The following is a 16,550-nucleotide window of genomic DNA, read 5'->3' as shown; positions in this document are numbered from 1 at the left end:
GTTTAGAATGAGTAAAGCAGAGATGAGAACAGTAGAGAAAAACGAAAAAGGGTATTTTGGGGAGTTTGGCGGAAGTTTCGTTCCACCACAATTAAACGCAGTGTTAGAGCGTTTAGATGAAAATTTTAATAAGTACAAAGAAGATCCTGAATTTGTAGAGGAATACTTGTACTATTTAAAAGAATATGTCGGTAGAGAAAATCCATTAACTCTAGCTGAAAGGTTAACTGAGAAATGTGGCGGTGCAAAAATTTATTTAAAACGAGAAGATTTAAACCATACAGGTGCCCATAAAATTAACAATGTAATCGGGCAAATTTTGTTAGCTAAAAAAATGGGTGCTCACCGCATCATCGCTGAAACTGGGGCTGGACAGCATGGCGTAGCAACTGCTACGGCATGTGCAATGCTGGGCATGGAATGTATCATTTACATGGGGGCTGAAGACACTCGTCGCCAGGAGTTAAATGTATTTCGTATGGAACTGTTAGGAGCAACGGTTGTCCCTGTTCATAAAGGTCAAGGGCGATTGAAAGATGCTGTTGATGAAGCATTAAATGACCTTGTTGAAAACTACGAGAACACGTTTTATCTTCTTGGATCTGCAGTTGGGCCACATCCATTCCCGACGATGGTTCATCATTTTCAGTCGATCATTAGTAAAGAATCGAAACGCCAGATTCTTGAAAAGGAAGGGAAATTGCCCAACGTTGTCGTTGCTTGTGTGGGTGGAGGAAGTAATGCCATTGGTGCCTTTTCCGAATACTTGCCAGAAGAAAATGTAAGGCTTGTTGGGGTCGAGCCTGAAGAAGCGGCAACTTTAACAAAAGGTACTCCTGGTGTCATCCACGGTTTCAAATGCCTTTGTTTACAGGATGAAGAAGGAAACCCGTTACCTACCCATTCGATTTCTGCTGGATTAGACTATCCTGGAATTGGACCAGAGCATAGTTATCTAAAGGTAACTGAGCGTGCCGAGTATTATTCTGTTTCTAAAAAAGAAGTATTAGATGCCTTTCAAACATTAGCTCGAATAGAGGGTATTATCCCAGCTTTAGAGAGTGCACACGCTGTTGCATATGCAATAAAAGAAGCACGCCATTTAAGCAAAGAGGATATCATTATCGTTAACATTTCAGGTCGTGGTGACAAAGATGTTAATGAAGTAAGGCGTTTGTTACAAGAAGAAAATGAATAGGAAAAATAAGAGGCTGACAGATTTGTCAGCCTCTTATTTTTTCGAAGATGTCTAGCTCCAGGTGCCATCGGCTCGAGGTCGTTTCGGTCCATCAAGCGTGTCTAAAGAGCAAGACACTTATTGCTGGCCCTCCAGCGCTTGTCGCCGATAAGCAGGCAACAAGCGCTTTTTTATGTCCAGCTCCAGCGATTACCGAGACTTCGCTAAACGGGCGCTTGAGCTTTTCTTAGTTATCTAAAACTTGGGAACACATAAGGTTGTTCCGGTTCATCAATAACTGTAATCTCTCTTAAGTGAATAAGTGGGATTTGATAGCCGTTGTAGTCTGTTTTATCAAGAATACCTGCAACATGAACCCACGTATCGTTTTCATATTCTGTTGCTAAGTCTGACTCTACTAAAGTTCCGTATACTGCCGCATCCGCAACACAACACGTCATGGCAAATCGAGCTACGACCAGTTGGTTATCTTCAAACTCAGGTTCACGGTAGACAAAGCCAGTAATGACAAGTTCTCTGCCGATAAATTGATCCATGTGTAAATCTAAGACCGTCATAATATCTAAATAATTATCATCAGTCACAATAATTCTTTGTTGATCTTTCATTTCCTCAGCTAGTTCTTGATAATATTGGTTAAAGCCTTCTTCAGTATAAAAGTCTTCAACAGAATAATGCTCTTCCGTTTCACCCAAACTATCAAAATAACCATCAGGATTTTCGAGAAAAGCTTCAGCTCTCGAAGTACTGCCCGTTGCTTCATTTGGATCGGTTGGTTTTGTTAATATTCCGCTTCCATATTGAACACCGCGGTTGGCAGCAACTGAACTATCCAAAACTTTATCCGGTAGAACAAATCCCATCACAATAGGGGCAACGAAGATGGAGTAAATTGCAATCTTCAATAGCGGTGAGCCTGTCATCGAATGATCCTCGCCACAATCACAATCAATCTCCTGATCATTCTTTCTGGTACTTCTAATGATTTGTACTACACCTAAAATGATAAAAACAACTAATGCAAAATACATAAATGGCATCATTTTAGGGGCAATGTAGTAGCGGATGTTTCCTGATAAAATAAAGGCAAGTAAGAGTAGTGAAAAACCAAGAAGGATAATCCCTCGAATATAGCTATGAAAGCTAAGATCAGTATTTTCTCTATTCATCTTATCCCTCCTCTGAATCTATTATAATACAAATAGTTGAAGTGCTAGAACTGAAATAAAAACAACAGAAGTAACAACGACAATAAAGCTAATGACAAATTTCACTCGGAAAAAGGCAAACAGCATAATAGTGTTTTTCAAATCTAACATCGGTCCATAAACGAGAAAGGCAATAATCGATCCGGTCGTGAACGTATTCCCGAAAGACGCGGCAACAAAGGCATCTGCTTCTGAACATAGGGAAAGTATAAACGCAAAAGCCATCATAACACCTGTTGATGACCACTCATTACTTCCGATTGCTAGTAAAATATTGCGATCTAACAGTGTTTGGAATAAAGCTGCTATAAAAGCACCTGCGATTAAATATTTACCCATTAAGAAAAATTCATCGGCAGCGTGGTAAAAGGTTTGTTTAATTCGATTAGGTTTTTTAGCCGTTTCGACTGGAATTACGACTCGCCCCGTCAACTCTTCTTTTGTCCACTTTAATTGATCTTTGTTTTTAAAGATAACGTACATAATGGCACCGATAATAATCGCTAGCACAAAGGCTAGTCCCATTCTAGCATATAGGACAGTTAAATCGGTACGGAAAGCATAGAAAGTCGATGCTGCAACAACGGGATTTAATATTGGAGCAGCAACTAAAAACACAACACCTACATGAAGGGGCATCCCTTTTTTTATAAGACGGCGAACAACTGGAATAATCGCACATTCACAAATAGGAAAGATGGCTCCTAATACAGCAGCTGGTAGTAACGCCATATAAGCGTTTTTTGGTAAGTATCGTTGCAGTGCATCTTCTGAAACATATATTTGAATGAGGGCTGAAACAAACACCCCAAGCAAAATAAAAGGAACAGCCTCAATGACAATTCCAAGGAAAATTGTATTTACATTAAGCATAACATCAGATACAGGAAAGGTTCCTTCTTTAAAACGTTCAATGTTAAAAAATAGAAGAAGGAAAAAAACAAGTAATATAACTCCGAATAAATCTTTCATCAGAGATGAAATTGAGGTTTTTAAATTCATAGTTCTCTCCTAAATAGGTAGATTTCTAGCTAAATAGTATTTTAACATAGATGATTAAGGTTTCGTAGTAGCAGAATAATTTGTCAAGAAAATGAAATGAAGTGCACAAATAGTAATGATTCTTATTTGTGAAAACACTCTATTTATTGTATGCTTATTTTGATAGATTATGCTAGTAAAGGTGGTTCAAATAACAATGGCTAAATCCATTCCAGTATACTTAATCACTGGTTTCTTAGGAAGTGGAAAGACAACAGTTCTTCAAAAAGCGGTTCAGGCAGCAAAAAATAAAGGTCTTAATCCCGCCCTTATTTTAAATGAATTAGGAGAAGTGAATGTCGAAGAAGGGTTGTTCGACAAAGAGCGAATGGTTGAAATGCTTAATGGATGTATTTGTTGTACGATTTCAGCAGATATGACGAGAGAGCTTGCAGTGTTCTTAGAAGTGAATGAAGATGTTGATATTCTTTTTATTGAAGGAACAGGAGTAGCGGACCCAACAGAAATTATTGAAGCACTCACACATCCTTCTTTAATTGATAAAGTTCAATTAGTGTCTACTATTGGAATGGTAGATGGCAGTAAGTTTCTTGAATATCAAAGTATTTTTTCAAGTTCAAGAGAGATTAGAGAAATTTTAAAAAAGCAAATCAATTCGTCTTCGTTAGTCGTTTTAAATAAAATGGATTTAATTAAAGATAAAGAATTAACTAAAGTTAGAAAGAAAATTGGAGATTTAGTAGATAAGCGAGCTGAATTTATTGAGACAACATATGGTGAGCTTAGTACGGATGTTTTATTAAAGGAAAGAGTATTAAATGCGGCGTATTCAATTACTTCTTGTGATGATAGTTGCGGTTGTAAGGAACATGAACATCATCAACATGACCACGGCGATCACCATCATAATCATATGTTTGAAGCTATCACATTACGTGATATACCTGCTGTGGATCGAATTAGTTTTGAGAGATGGCTTCAGAGTATGCCGAAAGTTGTAAGAAGTAAAGGAGTTATCCAATTAACAGAAACTCCACAATTGTTTCAGTACCAATATGCTTCAGGTCAGCTCATGTTAAATCGCAGCAATGATCAATTAGCAACGAAGCCTTGTATTATTTTAATTGGAAGCGAATTAAATGGAGAAGAGATCAGGAGAAACTTTCAGCAGTTAGTTCAAATATAAATAAAAAAGGCTGACACAGTAGTGTCAGTCTTCTTTAGTGTTTTAAATATCCATAATTGTATCTGGATTAATAAATAGTGCCACAAGAATTGCGACAATAAAGCAGTAAATTGCGAAATAGAAAAGCTTACTTTTCTTTAAGAATTCAATGAGCCAAACAATACCTAGCCATGAAAAAATAAAAGTTGAAATGAATGAAACGATTAGAGCCGGTGCACCAATTGAACTAAACATTCCGGAACCGAGTTCGTCTATAGCTAAAACAGAAGACCCAAGAATAACTGGGATTACAAGTAAGAACGAGTAACGCACGGCAGTGTCTCGACTTAACCCTACTAATAGAGCAGCAATTAAAGTTGCTCCAGATCTTGAAATACCAGGAAGGACAGCGAGTGTTTGCCCTAAACCTACGATGATCGAATCTTTAAAAGTCATATCTTTTTCGGTACGAGAGCCGTACTTGTGAAATCTTTCAATAAAAATAAGTGCAAGTCCAGTCACAGTTAAAGCCACTGCAATGAAATATGGCGTTTTCATCGTGTCGCCGACTACGTCTTTTAATACAAGTCCAAGTCCCCCTGTAATTCCGGTTGCAACTATGATATATATCCCGAAAAAGAAATGTATTTTGTTTGCTTTAGAACGGTCTACAAAGAATTTGAAAAACCCTGTAATAACATCGACGATATCTCTTCTAAAATAAATCATTACAGCTAGTATGGATGCTAAATGTAAGTAAATTTCAAAGGCTAGGCCTGGAAAAGTATATCCGAATATCATTTGTGTAATAACGATATGAGCCGTACTTGAAACAGGGAGAAATTCAGTGATCCCTTGGACGAGACCGAAAATAAAAGCTTCGATGATAGACATAAAAAGCCCCTTTCTTTAAATAAGCCAATAAATAAAAATAACTAAACCGAGTTAATTCTAGCAAATATTGAGAGAATAATAAAGAAACAATTTCATTAAAAAAGTGGAACAGTGTAATAAGATTGTCAATCTCTTTTTTAGTATTCTTATTATAGCCATGTTATGATAATTGATATAATGTAAAGTACGGTAAGGAATGAGGGAATTAGATTGAATAGACGCTTAATTAGTATTCTTACTTTAGTTATTGCTGCGGGCTTAATAATTTTTGTTATCGCCACAGACCGGGAAAAGCCTTTAGGTGTTGAAAAAGGATTGAAAGCAATTGATTTTACTTTACCTGTCTGGGGTGAAGAAGGTGTTGAAGCGTCTCTTTCTGACTATGAAGGAGATGTGATTATCTTAAATTTCTGGGCGACGTGGTGTCCTCCTTGTAAGGATGAAATGCCGGATTTCATGCAATTTCAAGATGATTATGGGGATCTGGGCCTCCAAGTCGTAACTGTAAATATGTACTACTACGAAAGAAGAGCAACGGTAGAAGAAGATATACAGAATTTCATGGAAGAGGTAAATGTGACTCTGCCAACGCTCCTTGATATCGAAGGAGAGGTTAACAATACGTACCAACCACCTGGCTTCCCAATGACTTATATTATTGACCGAGACCGCGTGATCCAACAAGTTGTACGCGGTGAAGTAAACTATGAAATGCTCGAACGCCTAGCCCTGCCAATAGCGAAGGAGACTGATTAAATCAGTCTCCTTTCTTGATTTACAGCAATAAAGGTACGTGGCACCATTAACACACTAAAGCACTAATGGTGCCGCGTACCTATACATAGTTTGTTAAATATTGGTTATGATAGTAAGGGTGTGTGTTTACGGAGTAGGAGTGAGTGTTGTTATGTATAGGGATGAGGTAGTCATTGTAAGAAAGATTATTTTTGAAGACGATGATATACAGCTATTAGAAACGTCTGGTGGAGCGGGGCGCGCGATCTTGTATCGTACGTTCTTTCCGAAAGTACAAGAGCACCAAGAAGTTGTTGTTAACGTAACGGCAACTGAGCTAAAACTAGGTACGGGTGGTTGGGATATTGTAAAAGCAATTCCTCAAGCTCATTCACATAAAGAATTGACAACTGATGGTCATATTATGAAAGTCAGATATATGCCTAATCAACATAGTGTTCTAGCTGTGGAAGCACAAGAAAGTGAAGAACACTCGTTGTTTCATACATCCTTTAGCTTGAACGAGCGACCAGTTTTACTAGCAGAATTACACAGTATGCTGCCACTTGTTTACGGTTTAATAAAAAGTTTTTCTGCAAGTATGAAATTAACGGTGATTATTAGTGATGAAGCGGCATTGCCGTTAAAGATAAGTGAACATTTGAGGATTTTAAGTAAAGAAGAACAGTTTCATTCGATTACCGTAGGCCAAGCATTTGGAGGGGAATTTGAGGCAGTTAATCTAATCACAGCAATTCAATATGCCGATCAGAAGTTAAAGAGTGATGTTATTCTTATAACCTTAGGACCTGGTGTCGTTGGAACAGGTACCGTTTATGGTTTTAGTGGAATGGAATTAGCGAATTGGGCGAATATTGTTGGAAGTTTAGAGGGGCAACCTGTATGGATACCAAGGATATCCTTTGCTGATGAGAGAGAAAGACATTATGGCATCAGCCATCATACATTGACACCATTAAAGAAGTTTACATGGAGTAAAAGTCTGGTCCCATTACCGCTTCTATCAAATTCTCATCAAGCGGAAACTCTCAGGGAACAAGTGGAGTCTATACAAGAGCAACATTGCATCAAATGGGTGGAAACAAAATCTTTTCAAGAAGAACTAGCAGGAGCATTAAAATGGTATCCGAAACAAATAAAAACGATGGGGAGAACGTTTGAGGACGACCCAACGTTTTTTTATACCGTTGCAGCAGCTGTGTTTACTGTAATCAATCAAAAGAGAAAAGATTAACGTTTGGTTGTACTATTTCTCCATTGCTCAACGGTTTCGTATCTTTTCATATATTGTTTTAAAAGCGCTTTAACTTGCCATGCCTTACCGACTAAAGTGACCCCTTTATTGGTTATATAAACTTTCATAACTTCACCTCTTGTAATAGGTAAGAATCTCTAAACAACTATGATAGACTGTATGTAAAATTAATATGATTTAGAACTGGGGGATATGATATATGTCAAAACAATTCTATGAAAAAACACTTAAATCAGAAACATTGTATGAAGGGCGTATTATTGATGTCGTTTTAGAGGATGTTGAGTTACCAGATGGGAAAACAAGTAAAAGAGAGCTTGTAAAACACCCAGGAGCTGTTGCTATTATACCTGTCACGAAAGAAGGAAAAATAGTACTTATACGCCAGTTTAGAAAACCACTTGAACGAGCAATCGTTGAAATCCCAGCAGGTAAACTCGAAAAAGGAGAGAAGCCTGAAGTGTGTGCAGTAAGAGAATTAGAAGAAGAAACTGGGTATAAGACCAACCAATTGGAAAAAATTATTTCTTTCTACACTTCACCTGGGTTTGCAGATGAATTAGTCCATATTTTTTACACAGATCAATTAGAGTCAGGAGTAGCAAATACAGATGAAGATGAATTTGTCGAGAAGATAGAAGTAACATTAGAAGAAGCTGAAAAGATGATTGAAACGAATGAAATCTTTGATGCAAAAACAGCCTTTGCTGTTCAATGGTTAAAACTAAAAAACCAAAAATAAGGTGATACGATTGCCGCAATACTTTGTAGATTTGCACATTCATATAGGAAGAACTAAATCGGGGAAGCCTGTAAAAATTACAGCATCTAAGTCGTTAACACTAACTAACATTGTAGATTACAGTAATCGGGTAAAAGGATTAAATATTGTTGGCATCATTGACTCTCACTCGCCAGAAGTTATCGAGGAGTTAAGAGGTTGTATACATAAGGGTGAAGCTAAAGAGCTTACTGGTGGTGGAATTCAATTTTCTAATGGATTGGTACTTATTTTAGGTTCTGAATTGGAGATTTATCATGAGAGTTGCGATGGACCATTTCATGTATTAACGTACTTCCCGACGATTGAAGCGATGGTTACCTTTAGTGAGTGGCTATCTGAACGTGTAACCAATATAACACTAAGCACACAAAGGGTGTATGAAAATAGTGATAGTATCCAATTAAAGGTGAAAGACCTTGATGGAATTTTCATACCAGCCCATGCCTTTACACCTCATAAAGGGATATACGGGAAAGGCGTTCAAAAGAGTTTAACTGAAGTTTTCCAACTTTCCGATATTGATGCAATTGAGTTAGGATTAAGTTCAGACACAAATCTAGTAAACGGAATTGCGGAATTATCAAACATTTCGTTCGTTTCTAATTCTGACGCTCATTCTTTAGAGAAAATAGGAAGAGAATATCAACTTGTCCAAATGGAAGAGCCAAGCTTCAACGAATTAGTTTTGGCCCTTCATTATAAAAAAGGGAGAATGATTGTTAAGAACTTTGGTCTACATCCAAGACTCGGTAAGTATTATCATACATCTTGTGAACAATGTTTCACTCATGTGGGTGAACAAACGGTTTGTCCAAAGTGTTCAAGCAGTAAAATTACAAAAGGTGTATTTGAAAGACTGGAGGAATTAAACGATCCAAATCATAAAAAAGTAAACCGGCCGCCTTATGTTCACCAAGTTCCATTAGAGTTCATACCAAAGCTAGGTCCAAAAACATTAATGAAATTAAGAGATTACTTTGGAAATGAAATGAACATTATTCACCACACCAGCTTGTCACAGTTAAAAGAAGTAGTGAGTGAGCCCGTTGCTAAGGCTATTGTATTGAGTCGAACAGGGGAATTATCCATCAGTGCGGGTGGTGCGGGGAAGTACGGGAAGGTGGAATAAAAATTAATAGATTTCCAGTCATAGACCTCTACTAAATATCATAGATTTAACTAACAGGATGTTTAGGAGGGGCCATAATGAGAGGAAATCGCAATCGATTTGGACAAGTGGTAGCCAGTCATATAGATGAAAATCGTTCCATTTATATTTTTACGACCATTTTATTTTTAATGGGAATTATTTTTGGTGCAATTATCGTTAACAGTCTAAGCCTGACACAGAAACACGATTTATACATGTATTTAACGCAATTTTTTGGGCAAGTATCCGACGGGCAAATTGCTCAATCATCGGCTATGTTCACACAGAGCTTTGCACACTATGCAAAGTATGTAGGTTTAATGTGGATCTTAGGTTTATCAATTATAGGGCTTCCAGTCATACTCATATTATTGTTTTTAAAAGGAGTTGTCGTAGGATTTACCGTAGGGTTTTTAGTTAATCAAATGGGCATGTCAGGATTTCTCCTTTCTTTTGTCTCGGTTATGCCACAAAATTTTGTGCTCGTACCAGCCTTTATCATTGTCGCTACTGGAGCGATTTCGTTTTCACTCATCATGATACGTAATCAATTTATAAAAAGAAGTAATCAACCCATCTTTCCTCTTTTCATTAGGTACTCGATGTTAATTCTCTGTGTCGGAGCGATCTTAGCGGTAGCATCCGCATTTGAAGCGTATATTTCTCCTTATTTAATGAAAATTGTTGTCAGTAACTTTATGTAATTATTATTATTTAATATTAATTATAATTAGTTAATAATAATGATTATCCTTTGACACCTTCTATTGGAAACATTATAATATATAAAGATTATCGTTTGTTTTCAATGGAGGGGGGGTAAACCGAATGGAGAAACGAGTTGAACGGATAAAGAAGCAACTTCATTCACAAAGTTATAAGCTTACGCCACAGCGGGAAGCAACAGTGAGAGTTCTACTTGAACATGAAGAAGATCACCTGAGTGCGGAAGATGTTTACCTTCTAGTAAAAGAAAAGTCACCTGAAATTGGCTTAGCAACAGTTTATAGAACGCTAGAGCTATTGACTGAACTAAAAGTAGTGGACAAAATTAACTTTGGTGACGGTGTTTCACGTTACGATTTACGGAAAGAAGGCGCCGACCATTTTCATCATCATTTAGTTTGTATTGAATGTGGTTCAGTTGATGAAATTCAAGAAGACCTTCTTGGTGATGTAGAGAAAATTGTAGAACGTGATTTTAACTTTCAAATAAAAGACCATCGTTTAACGTTTCATGGGATCTGTCACAGATGTCATGATAATAAAACAACAGAAGAAAGTGATTAACCCTTTTGCTCATTTGAAAAGGGTTTTTTATATTGCTGTTCTGGCCTTCCGTATCACTTCATGGGTCAAAGATAATAGAAATATTATACTTTTTATAGAAACTTGTACTAATGAGGTATAAACACGATTTATCTTGGCATATCTTGTATTAAGAGAGTTACCTTTCTCAATGGTCTTCTGTTGTTAGAAAGGTTGCTAGGAGGTCGGAGTGAAATGAAATCATGGTTAGAGGCCATTTGGAATACACTAAAAGTTTTTGTACTATTTATGGGATGCACACTTTTGTTCTATTATGGTATTCTATGGGTAAGTGAAGAGTATGAAAGTTATCATCGATACGATGAGCCGAAAGGAAGAGCTGTAAAGGTCATACAAATGGAACAAGTGAATGAACAGCCGACATGGTTTGATAGGTTAATGTTTTTCTATCATTATGGAGAGTAGCACACATTAAATGGTTAGGGGAAGTGGCCATGCTAGATCATATTGAAGATTTTATCCACTATAGTATGGTAGAACGAGGACTTTCGAGTAATACCATTGAATCCTATCGTAGAGATTTGCGTCAATATATGAAGTACATGAAAGAAGTAGAACAAATAAGTTCTATCAATGCATTTGATCGAAACGGAATATTAAACTATTTATATTATTTAAAAGATAAAGGTAGAGCTGATACGACAATTGCTAGGACGATTGCGTCTATACGATCTTTTCATCAATTTTGCTTGCGAGAAAAAATTGCTGAAGGAGATCCAACTGTACATATCGAAACTCCAAAGGCAGCTAAGAGGTTACCAAAAGTACTTTCTACTAAAGAAGTTGAGGCTTTGCTCGAGGCTCCGAGTGGGAATACAGAATTAGATCTTCGAAATCAAGCCATGCTTGAAGTGCTCTATGCTACAGGAATTCGTGTTTCTGAACTATGCCAGCTCGAACTGCAGGATGTACATATAACGATGGGGTTTGTTCGTTGTATTGGAAAAGGAAATAAAGAACGAATCATTCCACTCGGTTCGAAGGCTAGCGAAGCTTTTGAAAAGTATTTATCTGAATCTAGACCTAAACTGATGAAGAAAAATCAACATCAGATTGTGTTTGTTAATCATCATGGTAAGCCATTAACAAGGCAAGGCTTTTGGAAAATATTAAAAGGGTTGGCTCAAAAAGCAAATATAAACAAAGAGTTAACGCCTCATACGTTAAGGCACTCTTTTGCAACCCACTTACTTGAAAATGGAGCAGACTTACGTGCAGTCCAAGAGATGTTAGGTCATGCTGACATTTCAACAACACAAATTTATACACATGTAACAAAAGCAAGATTAAAAGATGTGTACGCCCAGTATCACCCAAGGGCGTAATTTCTTTTTCGATCAAGACGTCTGACATCAGACAAGTGAAGTATATAAAAAATGTAACAACCTAACTAATAGGGTTTTGCTCTATAATTAACATAACGTAGTGCATATTATTTCCTATAGTGTTAGGGTATAGTAAAAAAAGGTACGAAGCATTGGAGGTCATTATATGTCAACTTATCGTTTTAAAAGAATTTTTATAGTTGTGATGGACTCAGTTGGTATTGGAGAAGCGCCTGATGCAGCCAAGTTTAATGATGAAGGTGCAGATACATTAGGTCATATAGCAGAACATATGAATGGATTACATATGCCGAATATGGCAAAGTTAGGTTTAAGTAATATAAAGGAAATTAAAGGTATACCCAAAGCCAATCAACCGCTTGCTCATTTTGGAAAAATGCAGGAAGCATCAAATGGTAAAGATACAATGACTGGACATTGGGAAATAATGGGTCTTAACATACAAGAGCCATTTCTTACATTTCCAGAAGGGTTTCCAAATGAATTAATCGAAAAGATTGAGGAGATTACAGGTCGCAAAGTAATTGGAAATAAGGTAGCCAGTGGGACAGAAATTTTAAAAGAGTTAGGTCAAGAACATGTGGAGAAAGGTGCGATCATCGTCTATACTTCAGCTGATTCTGTTCTTCAAATTGCCGCCCATGAAAACGTTGTACCGATTGATGAGTTATATGATATTTGTAAAAAAGTACGTGAACTTACAATGGATCCAAAATATATGGTCGGCAGAATAATCGCAAGACCTTTTATTGGAGAAAAAGGAAACTGGCAACGAACGGCCAATCGCCATGATTATGCGATAAAGCCATTTGGTCGTACGGTAATGAATGAATTAGCAGATGCACAACTTGACTCCATCGCTATTGGGAAAATTAGTGACATCTATGATGGTGAAGGAATTACTCAGTCCATGCGAACAACGTCAAATGATGATGGGATGGACAAATTGTTAGAAAGTATCAATATGGACTTTACCGGAATTAGCTTCTTAAATCTAGTTGATTTTGATGCAAACTTTGGTCACAGAAGAGATCCAGAAGGATACGGCAAAGCTCTAGAAGCCTTCGATCAACAATTAGCTGATGTTCTCGAACAACTAGTAGATGATGATTTGCTCATTATTACAGCAGATCATGGTAATGACCCTACCCACCAGGGTACCGATCATACGCGAGAATTTGTGCCTCTTCTTGTTTACTACAAAGGCATAGAAGTCGGTAAAGATTTATCGATTAGGCAAACTTTCGCTGATGTAGGAGCAACTGTTGCTGATAATTTTTCTGTGAAAATGCCTGCATACGGTACTAGCTTCTTAAATGAAATTTAGGAGGAGATAAGATGATAAACAAGCAATTGATGACAGAAGCTGCGGAATATATTCGTAGTAAATTTAATAAGAAACCTCAAATTGGTCTTATATTAGGCTCAGGACTAGGAGTACTGGCAGAAGAAATTGAAAATCCGGTGAAAATCCCATACGATCAAATACCGAATTTTCCAGTATCAACTGTTGAAGGTCATGCCGGTCAACTCGTACTAGGGACATTACAAGGAAAAGATGTAGTCGCGATGCAAGGAAGATTTCACTTTTACGAAGGCTATACGCTAGAAAAAGTAACGTTTCCTGTTCGGGTTATGAAAGAATTAGGAGTACAGACTGTGATCGTAACGAACGCGGCTGGCGGTGTAAATGAAAGTTTCCAAGCTGGTGATCTAATGATTATTAGTGATCATATTAATAATATGAATCAAAACCCACTTATTGGTCGAAATGATCCAGAGTTTGGGGTTCGTTTTCCTGATATGTCGAATGCTTACTCTCCAAGCTTACGTAGTTTAGCAAAAAGAGTGGCTGAGAGTCTAAACATTTCAGTTCAAGAAGGAGTTTACGTAGGAAATACGGGTCCTTGCTATGAAACGCCAGCTGAAGTTCGTATGATACGTAAGATTGGCGGAGATGCGGTTGGAATGTCTACTGTTCCTGAAGTGATTGTTGCTCGTCATTCTGGTATCGAAGTTCTTGGAATTTCTTGTATTTCTAATATGGCAGCAGGGATTTTAGATCAACCTTTGACACACGATGAAGTGATCGAAACAACAGAACAAGTTAAAGAGCACTTTCTATCTCTAGTTAAAAACGTTGTGAAGGATATATAGGAAGGGGTAATACATATGGAAAACATGTTAGTAAAAATTAACGAGTCAGCTGCATTTATAGAAGAGAAAATTTCAGGGAAGCCAAAAATCGGTTTAATACTTGGTTCAGGTCTAGGTGAGCTGGCAGATGAAGTTCAAAATCCAGTTCAAATTCCTTATGGTGAAATTCCTAACTTCCCGGTTTCAACAGTAGAAGGACATGCCGGACAACTGGTCATTGGTCAACTTGAAGGAAAACAAGTAATTGCGATGCAAGGTCGTTTTCATTACTATGAAGGCTACTCCATGCAAGAAGTGACGTTTCCTGTTCGTGTAATGAAGCAACTAGGTGTTGAGTTGATTGTTGTAACAAATGCTTGTGGTGGAATGAACAAAGAGTTTGCTCCTGGAGATTTAATGATCATTACGGACCACTTAAATATGACAGGAGAAAATCCGCTTATTGGGCCAAATTACAATGAGCTAGGACCACGTTTCCCTGATATGAGCAGTGCTTATACACCTAAGCTTGTTGATTTTGTAGCACAAGTAGGAAATGAACTAGATATAAAACTCCAAAAAGGGGTTTATGCTGGTGTGACTGGTCCAACATATATGTCTGGAGCAGAACTTATTATGTTAAGAAATCTGGGTGGCGACGTAATTGGTATGTCTACTGTTCCAGAGGTAATTGTAGCAAGCCATGCACAAATGAAAGTGATTGGTATTTCTTGTATTACTGATATGGCAATTGGTGAAGATTTAGAAGGAATTACTCATGAGCAGGTAGTTGAGGTCGCGAACCGCACAAAACCAAAATTTATTAAGCTTGTTAAGAAAATTGTAGCAGATGTCGAGCTGTGAGGTGTAACATTCAATGAGAATGGTCGATTTAATTGAAAAAAAACGAGATGGTGCGGAATTAACCAAAGAAGAAATAGAATTCATCATTAAAGGGTACACAAATGATGAGATTCCGGACTATCAAATTTCTGCATTTGCGATGGCTATCTTTTTTCAAGATATGACACCGCAAGAACGTGCATCTTTAACGATGGCAATGGTTGAATCTGGTGATCAAATAGATTTATCAGAAATAGAAGGAATAAAAGTGGATAAGCATTCTACTGGTGGAGTAGGGGATAAAACAACAATTGCGTTAGCACCCTTAGTAGCAGCTGCGGGTGTTCCTGTTGCTAAAATGTCTGGCCGTGGCTTAGGTCATACCGGTGGAACAATTGATAAACTTGAAGCAATCCCTGGTTTTCATGTAGAAATTGATACGAGTGAATTTAGTGAACTCGTTAATAAAAATAAATTAGCAGTGATCGGACAAACCGCAAACTTAACACCTGCTGATAAAAAGCTTTACGGCCTACGTGATGTAACGGCTACGGTTAATTCCATCCCGTTAATTGCAAGTTCAATTATGAGTAAAAAAATTGCGTCTGGAGCAGATGCGATCGTTTTAGATGTAAAGACCGGCTCTGGTGCCTTTATGAAAGAGCTTGAAAAGTCTAAAGAATTGGCAGAAGCGATGGTTGAGATAGGAAATAATCTTGGTAGACAAACAATGGCAATTATATCAGACATGAACCAACCGTTGGGATATTCAGTTGGTAACGCTTTGGAGGTAAGAGAAGCAATTGAAATGTTAAAAGGAAATGGACCTGATGATTTGCTAGAGCTTTGTTTGACGCTGGGCAGTTATATGGTTTTCCTGGCAAAACAAGCAACTTCAATTGAGGAAGCAAGAGCTAAGCTCCAAGAAGTGATTACTAATGGGGCTGCAATCGAAAAGTTAAAAGCGTTTATTGCCGCTCAAGGTGGCGATTTAACTGTTGTTGATGATCTTGATAAGTTACCGACTGCGTCATTTGAAATTCCAATTAAGGCAACTGAAAGTGGCTACATCTCTAAAATTGTAGCTGATAAAATCGGCTTAGCGGCGATGACGTTGGGAGCAGGAAGAGCAACTAAAGAATCTTCAATCGATTTAGCTGTTGGAATTATTCTTCATAAAAAGATTGGAGATCAAGTAAAAGAGGGAGAGGCCATAGCAACTCTTCATAGTAATAGTGAAAATGTTGCGAGCGTTATTGAATTAGTCCAAGGGTCTTATACAATAGTGCAAAATCCAGTCAATCCTCCTACACTCATCTACAATACAATTTCATAAATACTCAGAGGCTAGCGCAATGCTAGTCTCTTTTTTCTATGGAGTTAAATCTTTCAAGTACATGTTTATGTCCTGATAGATCTGCCTTTTACACTTTACTTGAATTTCTAGTGCAACCAGCTACCAGCTACCCCTTTGATTACGAAGT

The 16,550-nt window shown here is 37.5% G+C and carries 18 protein-coding genes; 14 read left to right on the top strand and 4 right to left on the bottom strand.

What is annotated here, in order from left to right:
- The first annotated feature begins 7 nt into the window (after positions 1-7).
- A complete protein-coding gene (gene trpB / locus ACNSTQ_RS16635) occupies positions 8-1,198 on the top strand; it encodes a tryptophan synthase subunit beta (RefSeq protein ID WP_418200941.1) in 1,191 nt (396 codons plus the stop codon).
- Positions 1,199-1,428: 230 nt separating this feature from the next.
- Here trpB and ACNSTQ_RS16630 read toward each other — a convergent pair whose 3' ends face one another.
- Positions 1,429-2,367: a TIGR03943 family putative permease subunit gene (locus ACNSTQ_RS16630; protein WP_418200940.1), complete on the bottom strand. Its 939-nt coding sequence runs from the start codon at positions 2,365-2,367 to the stop codon at positions 1,429-1,431.
- A gap of 21 nt (positions 2,368-2,388) precedes the next feature.
- Complete coding sequence (locus ACNSTQ_RS16625; protein WP_418200939.1) at positions 2,389-3,408, bottom strand: permease; 1,020 nt, start codon at positions 3,406-3,408, stop codon at positions 2,389-2,391.
- A gap of 196 nt (positions 3,409-3,604) precedes the next feature.
- On the opposite strand from ACNSTQ_RS16625, the gene ACNSTQ_RS16620 reads away from it, so the two are divergent.
- The gene (locus tag ACNSTQ_RS16620) at positions 3,605-4,594 is read left to right on the top strand and encodes a CobW family GTP-binding protein (protein WP_418200938.1); all 990 of its coding nucleotides are present in this window, start codon (positions 3,605-3,607) and stop codon (positions 4,592-4,594) included.
- Between the two features lie 42 nt (positions 4,595-4,636).
- On the opposite strand, the gene uppP is transcribed toward ACNSTQ_RS16620, so the two are convergent.
- On the bottom strand, positions 4,637-5,467 hold the full coding sequence (gene uppP / locus ACNSTQ_RS16615) for an undecaprenyl-diphosphatase UppP (RefSeq protein WP_418200937.1): 831 nt from the start codon (positions 5,465-5,467) through the stop codon (positions 4,637-4,639).
- A 210-nt stretch (positions 5,468-5,677) separates the two neighbouring features.
- On the opposite strand from uppP, the gene ACNSTQ_RS16610 reads away from it, so the two are divergent.
- Both ACNSTQ_RS16610 and ACNSTQ_RS16605 read left to right on the top strand, forming a co-directional pair.
- Positions 5,678-6,223: a TlpA disulfide reductase family protein gene (locus ACNSTQ_RS16610; RefSeq protein ID WP_418200936.1), complete on the top strand. Its 546-nt coding sequence runs from the start codon at positions 5,678-5,680 to the stop codon at positions 6,221-6,223.
- 151 nt (positions 6,224-6,374) lie between these two features.
- Positions 6,375-7,457, top strand: coding sequence for a DUF3866 family protein (locus ACNSTQ_RS16605; RefSeq protein ID WP_418200935.1), 1,083 nt, complete (start codon positions 6,375-6,377; stop codon positions 7,455-7,457).
- On the opposite strand, the gene mciZ is transcribed toward ACNSTQ_RS16605, so the two are convergent.
- On the bottom strand, positions 7,454-7,585 hold the full coding sequence (gene mciZ / locus ACNSTQ_RS16600) for a Z-ring formation inhibitor MciZ (protein ID WP_418200934.1): 132 nt from the start codon (positions 7,583-7,585) through the stop codon (positions 7,454-7,456). The genes ACNSTQ_RS16605 and mciZ overlap by 4 nt on opposite strands.
- A gap of 92 nt (positions 7,586-7,677) precedes the next feature.
- Between mciZ and ACNSTQ_RS16595 the strand changes: the two genes are divergently transcribed.
- The 10 genes from ACNSTQ_RS16595 to ACNSTQ_RS16550 all read left to right on the top strand — a co-directional run bounded on the left by ACNSTQ_RS16595 (position 7,678) and on the right by ACNSTQ_RS16550 (position 16,402).
- Entirely contained in the window at positions 7,678-8,220 is a 543-nt protein-coding gene (locus ACNSTQ_RS16595; RefSeq protein WP_418200933.1) for an NUDIX domain-containing protein, read from the top strand.
- Position 8,221: 1 nt separating this feature from the next.
- Entirely contained in the window at positions 8,222-9,391 is a 1,170-nt protein-coding gene (locus ACNSTQ_RS16590) for an endonuclease Q family protein (protein ID WP_418200932.1), read from the top strand.
- Between the two features lie 77 nt (positions 9,392-9,468).
- Complete coding sequence (gene spoIIM / locus ACNSTQ_RS16585) at positions 9,469-10,116, top strand: stage II sporulation protein M (RefSeq protein ID WP_418200931.1); 648 nt, start codon at positions 9,469-9,471, stop codon at positions 10,114-10,116.
- A gap of 124 nt (positions 10,117-10,240) precedes the next feature.
- The gene (locus tag ACNSTQ_RS16580) at positions 10,241-10,702 is read left to right on the top strand and encodes a Fur family transcriptional regulator (RefSeq protein ID WP_275116680.1); all 462 of its coding nucleotides are present in this window, start codon (positions 10,241-10,243) and stop codon (positions 10,700-10,702) included.
- A gap of 213 nt (positions 10,703-10,915) precedes the next feature.
- Positions 10,916-11,146 (top strand): YqzK family protein, encoded by a 231-nt coding sequence (locus ACNSTQ_RS16575; protein ID WP_418200930.1) that lies wholly within the window; start codon positions 10,916-10,918, stop codon positions 11,144-11,146.
- 29 nt (positions 11,147-11,175) lie between these two features.
- Positions 11,176-12,066, top strand: coding sequence for a site-specific tyrosine recombinase XerD (gene xerD / locus ACNSTQ_RS16570; RefSeq protein ID WP_418200929.1), 891 nt, complete (start codon positions 11,176-11,178; stop codon positions 12,064-12,066).
- 166 nt (positions 12,067-12,232) lie between these two features.
- On the top strand, positions 12,233-13,414 hold the full coding sequence (deoB, locus tag ACNSTQ_RS16565; RefSeq protein WP_418200928.1) for a phosphopentomutase: 1,182 nt from the start codon (positions 12,233-12,235) through the stop codon (positions 13,412-13,414).
- A 29-nt stretch (positions 13,415-13,443) separates the two neighbouring features.
- Positions 13,444-14,244, top strand: a complete 801-nt coding sequence (locus ACNSTQ_RS16560; protein WP_418200967.1) for a purine-nucleoside phosphorylase — start codon at positions 13,444-13,446, stop codon at positions 14,242-14,244.
- 15 nt (positions 14,245-14,259) lie between these two features.
- Positions 14,260-15,087 carry a purine-nucleoside phosphorylase gene (locus ACNSTQ_RS16555; RefSeq protein WP_418200927.1) on the top strand — a complete coding sequence of 276 codons (828 nt, stop codon included), beginning with the start codon at positions 14,260-14,262 and terminating at the stop codon, positions 15,085-15,087.
- Positions 15,088-15,100: 13 nt separating this feature from the next.
- Positions 15,101-16,402, top strand: a complete 1,302-nt coding sequence (locus ACNSTQ_RS16550; protein WP_418200926.1) for a pyrimidine-nucleoside phosphorylase — start codon at positions 15,101-15,103, stop codon at positions 16,400-16,402.
- The last annotated feature ends 148 nt before the right edge of the window (positions 16,403-16,550 follow it).

Origin of the sequence: Alkalihalobacterium sp. APHAB7, from assembly GCF_048323755.1 — a bacterium.
Classification (GTDB): Bacteria; Bacillota; Bacilli; order Bacillales; family Bacillaceae_F; genus Alkalihalobacterium.
This window is presented reverse-complemented; position numbering and strand designations above follow the sequence as displayed.

Coding starts and splice junctions, on each gene's coding strand:
- trpB (WP_418200941.1), top strand. CDS start 8: ATGAGTAAAGCAGAGATGAGAACAGTAGAGAAAAACGAAAAAGGGTAT.
- ACNSTQ_RS16630 (WP_418200940.1), bottom strand. CDS start 2,367: ATGAATAGAGAAAATACTGATCTTAGCTTTCATAGCTATATTCGAGGG.
- ACNSTQ_RS16625 (WP_418200939.1), bottom strand. CDS start 3,408: ATGAATTTAAAAACCTCAATTTCATCTCTGATGAAAGATTTATTCGGA.
- ACNSTQ_RS16620 (WP_418200938.1), top strand. CDS start 3,605: ATGGCTAAATCCATTCCAGTATACTTAATCACTGGTTTCTTAGGAAGT.
- uppP (WP_418200937.1), bottom strand. CDS start 5,467: ATGTCTATCATCGAAGCTTTTATTTTCGGTCTCGTCCAAGGGATCACT.
- ACNSTQ_RS16605 (WP_418200935.1), top strand. CDS start 6,375: ATGTATAGGGATGAGGTAGTCATTGTAAGAAAGATTATTTTTGAAGAC.
- mciZ (WP_418200934.1), bottom strand. CDS start 7,585: ATGAAAGTTTATATAACCAATAAAGGGGTCACTTTAGTCGGTAAGGCA.
- ACNSTQ_RS16595 (WP_418200933.1), top strand. CDS start 7,678: ATGTCAAAACAATTCTATGAAAAAACACTTAAATCAGAAACATTGTAT.
- spoIIM (WP_418200931.1), top strand. CDS start 9,469: ATGAGAGGAAATCGCAATCGATTTGGACAAGTGGTAGCCAGTCATATA.
- ACNSTQ_RS16580 (WP_275116680.1), top strand. CDS start 10,241: ATGGAGAAACGAGTTGAACGGATAAAGAAGCAACTTCATTCACAAAGT.
- ACNSTQ_RS16575 (WP_418200930.1), top strand. CDS start 10,916: ATGAAATCATGGTTAGAGGCCATTTGGAATACACTAAAAGTTTTTGTA.
- xerD (WP_418200929.1), top strand. CDS start 11,176: ATGCTAGATCATATTGAAGATTTTATCCACTATAGTATGGTAGAACGA.
- deoB (WP_418200928.1), top strand. CDS start 12,233: ATGTCAACTTATCGTTTTAAAAGAATTTTTATAGTTGTGATGGACTCA.
- ACNSTQ_RS16560 (WP_418200967.1), top strand. CDS start 13,444: ATGACAGAAGCTGCGGAATATATTCGTAGTAAATTTAATAAGAAACCT.
- ACNSTQ_RS16555 (WP_418200927.1), top strand. CDS start 14,260: ATGGAAAACATGTTAGTAAAAATTAACGAGTCAGCTGCATTTATAGAA.
- ACNSTQ_RS16550 (WP_418200926.1), top strand. CDS start 15,101: ATGAGAATGGTCGATTTAATTGAAAAAAAACGAGATGGTGCGGAATTA.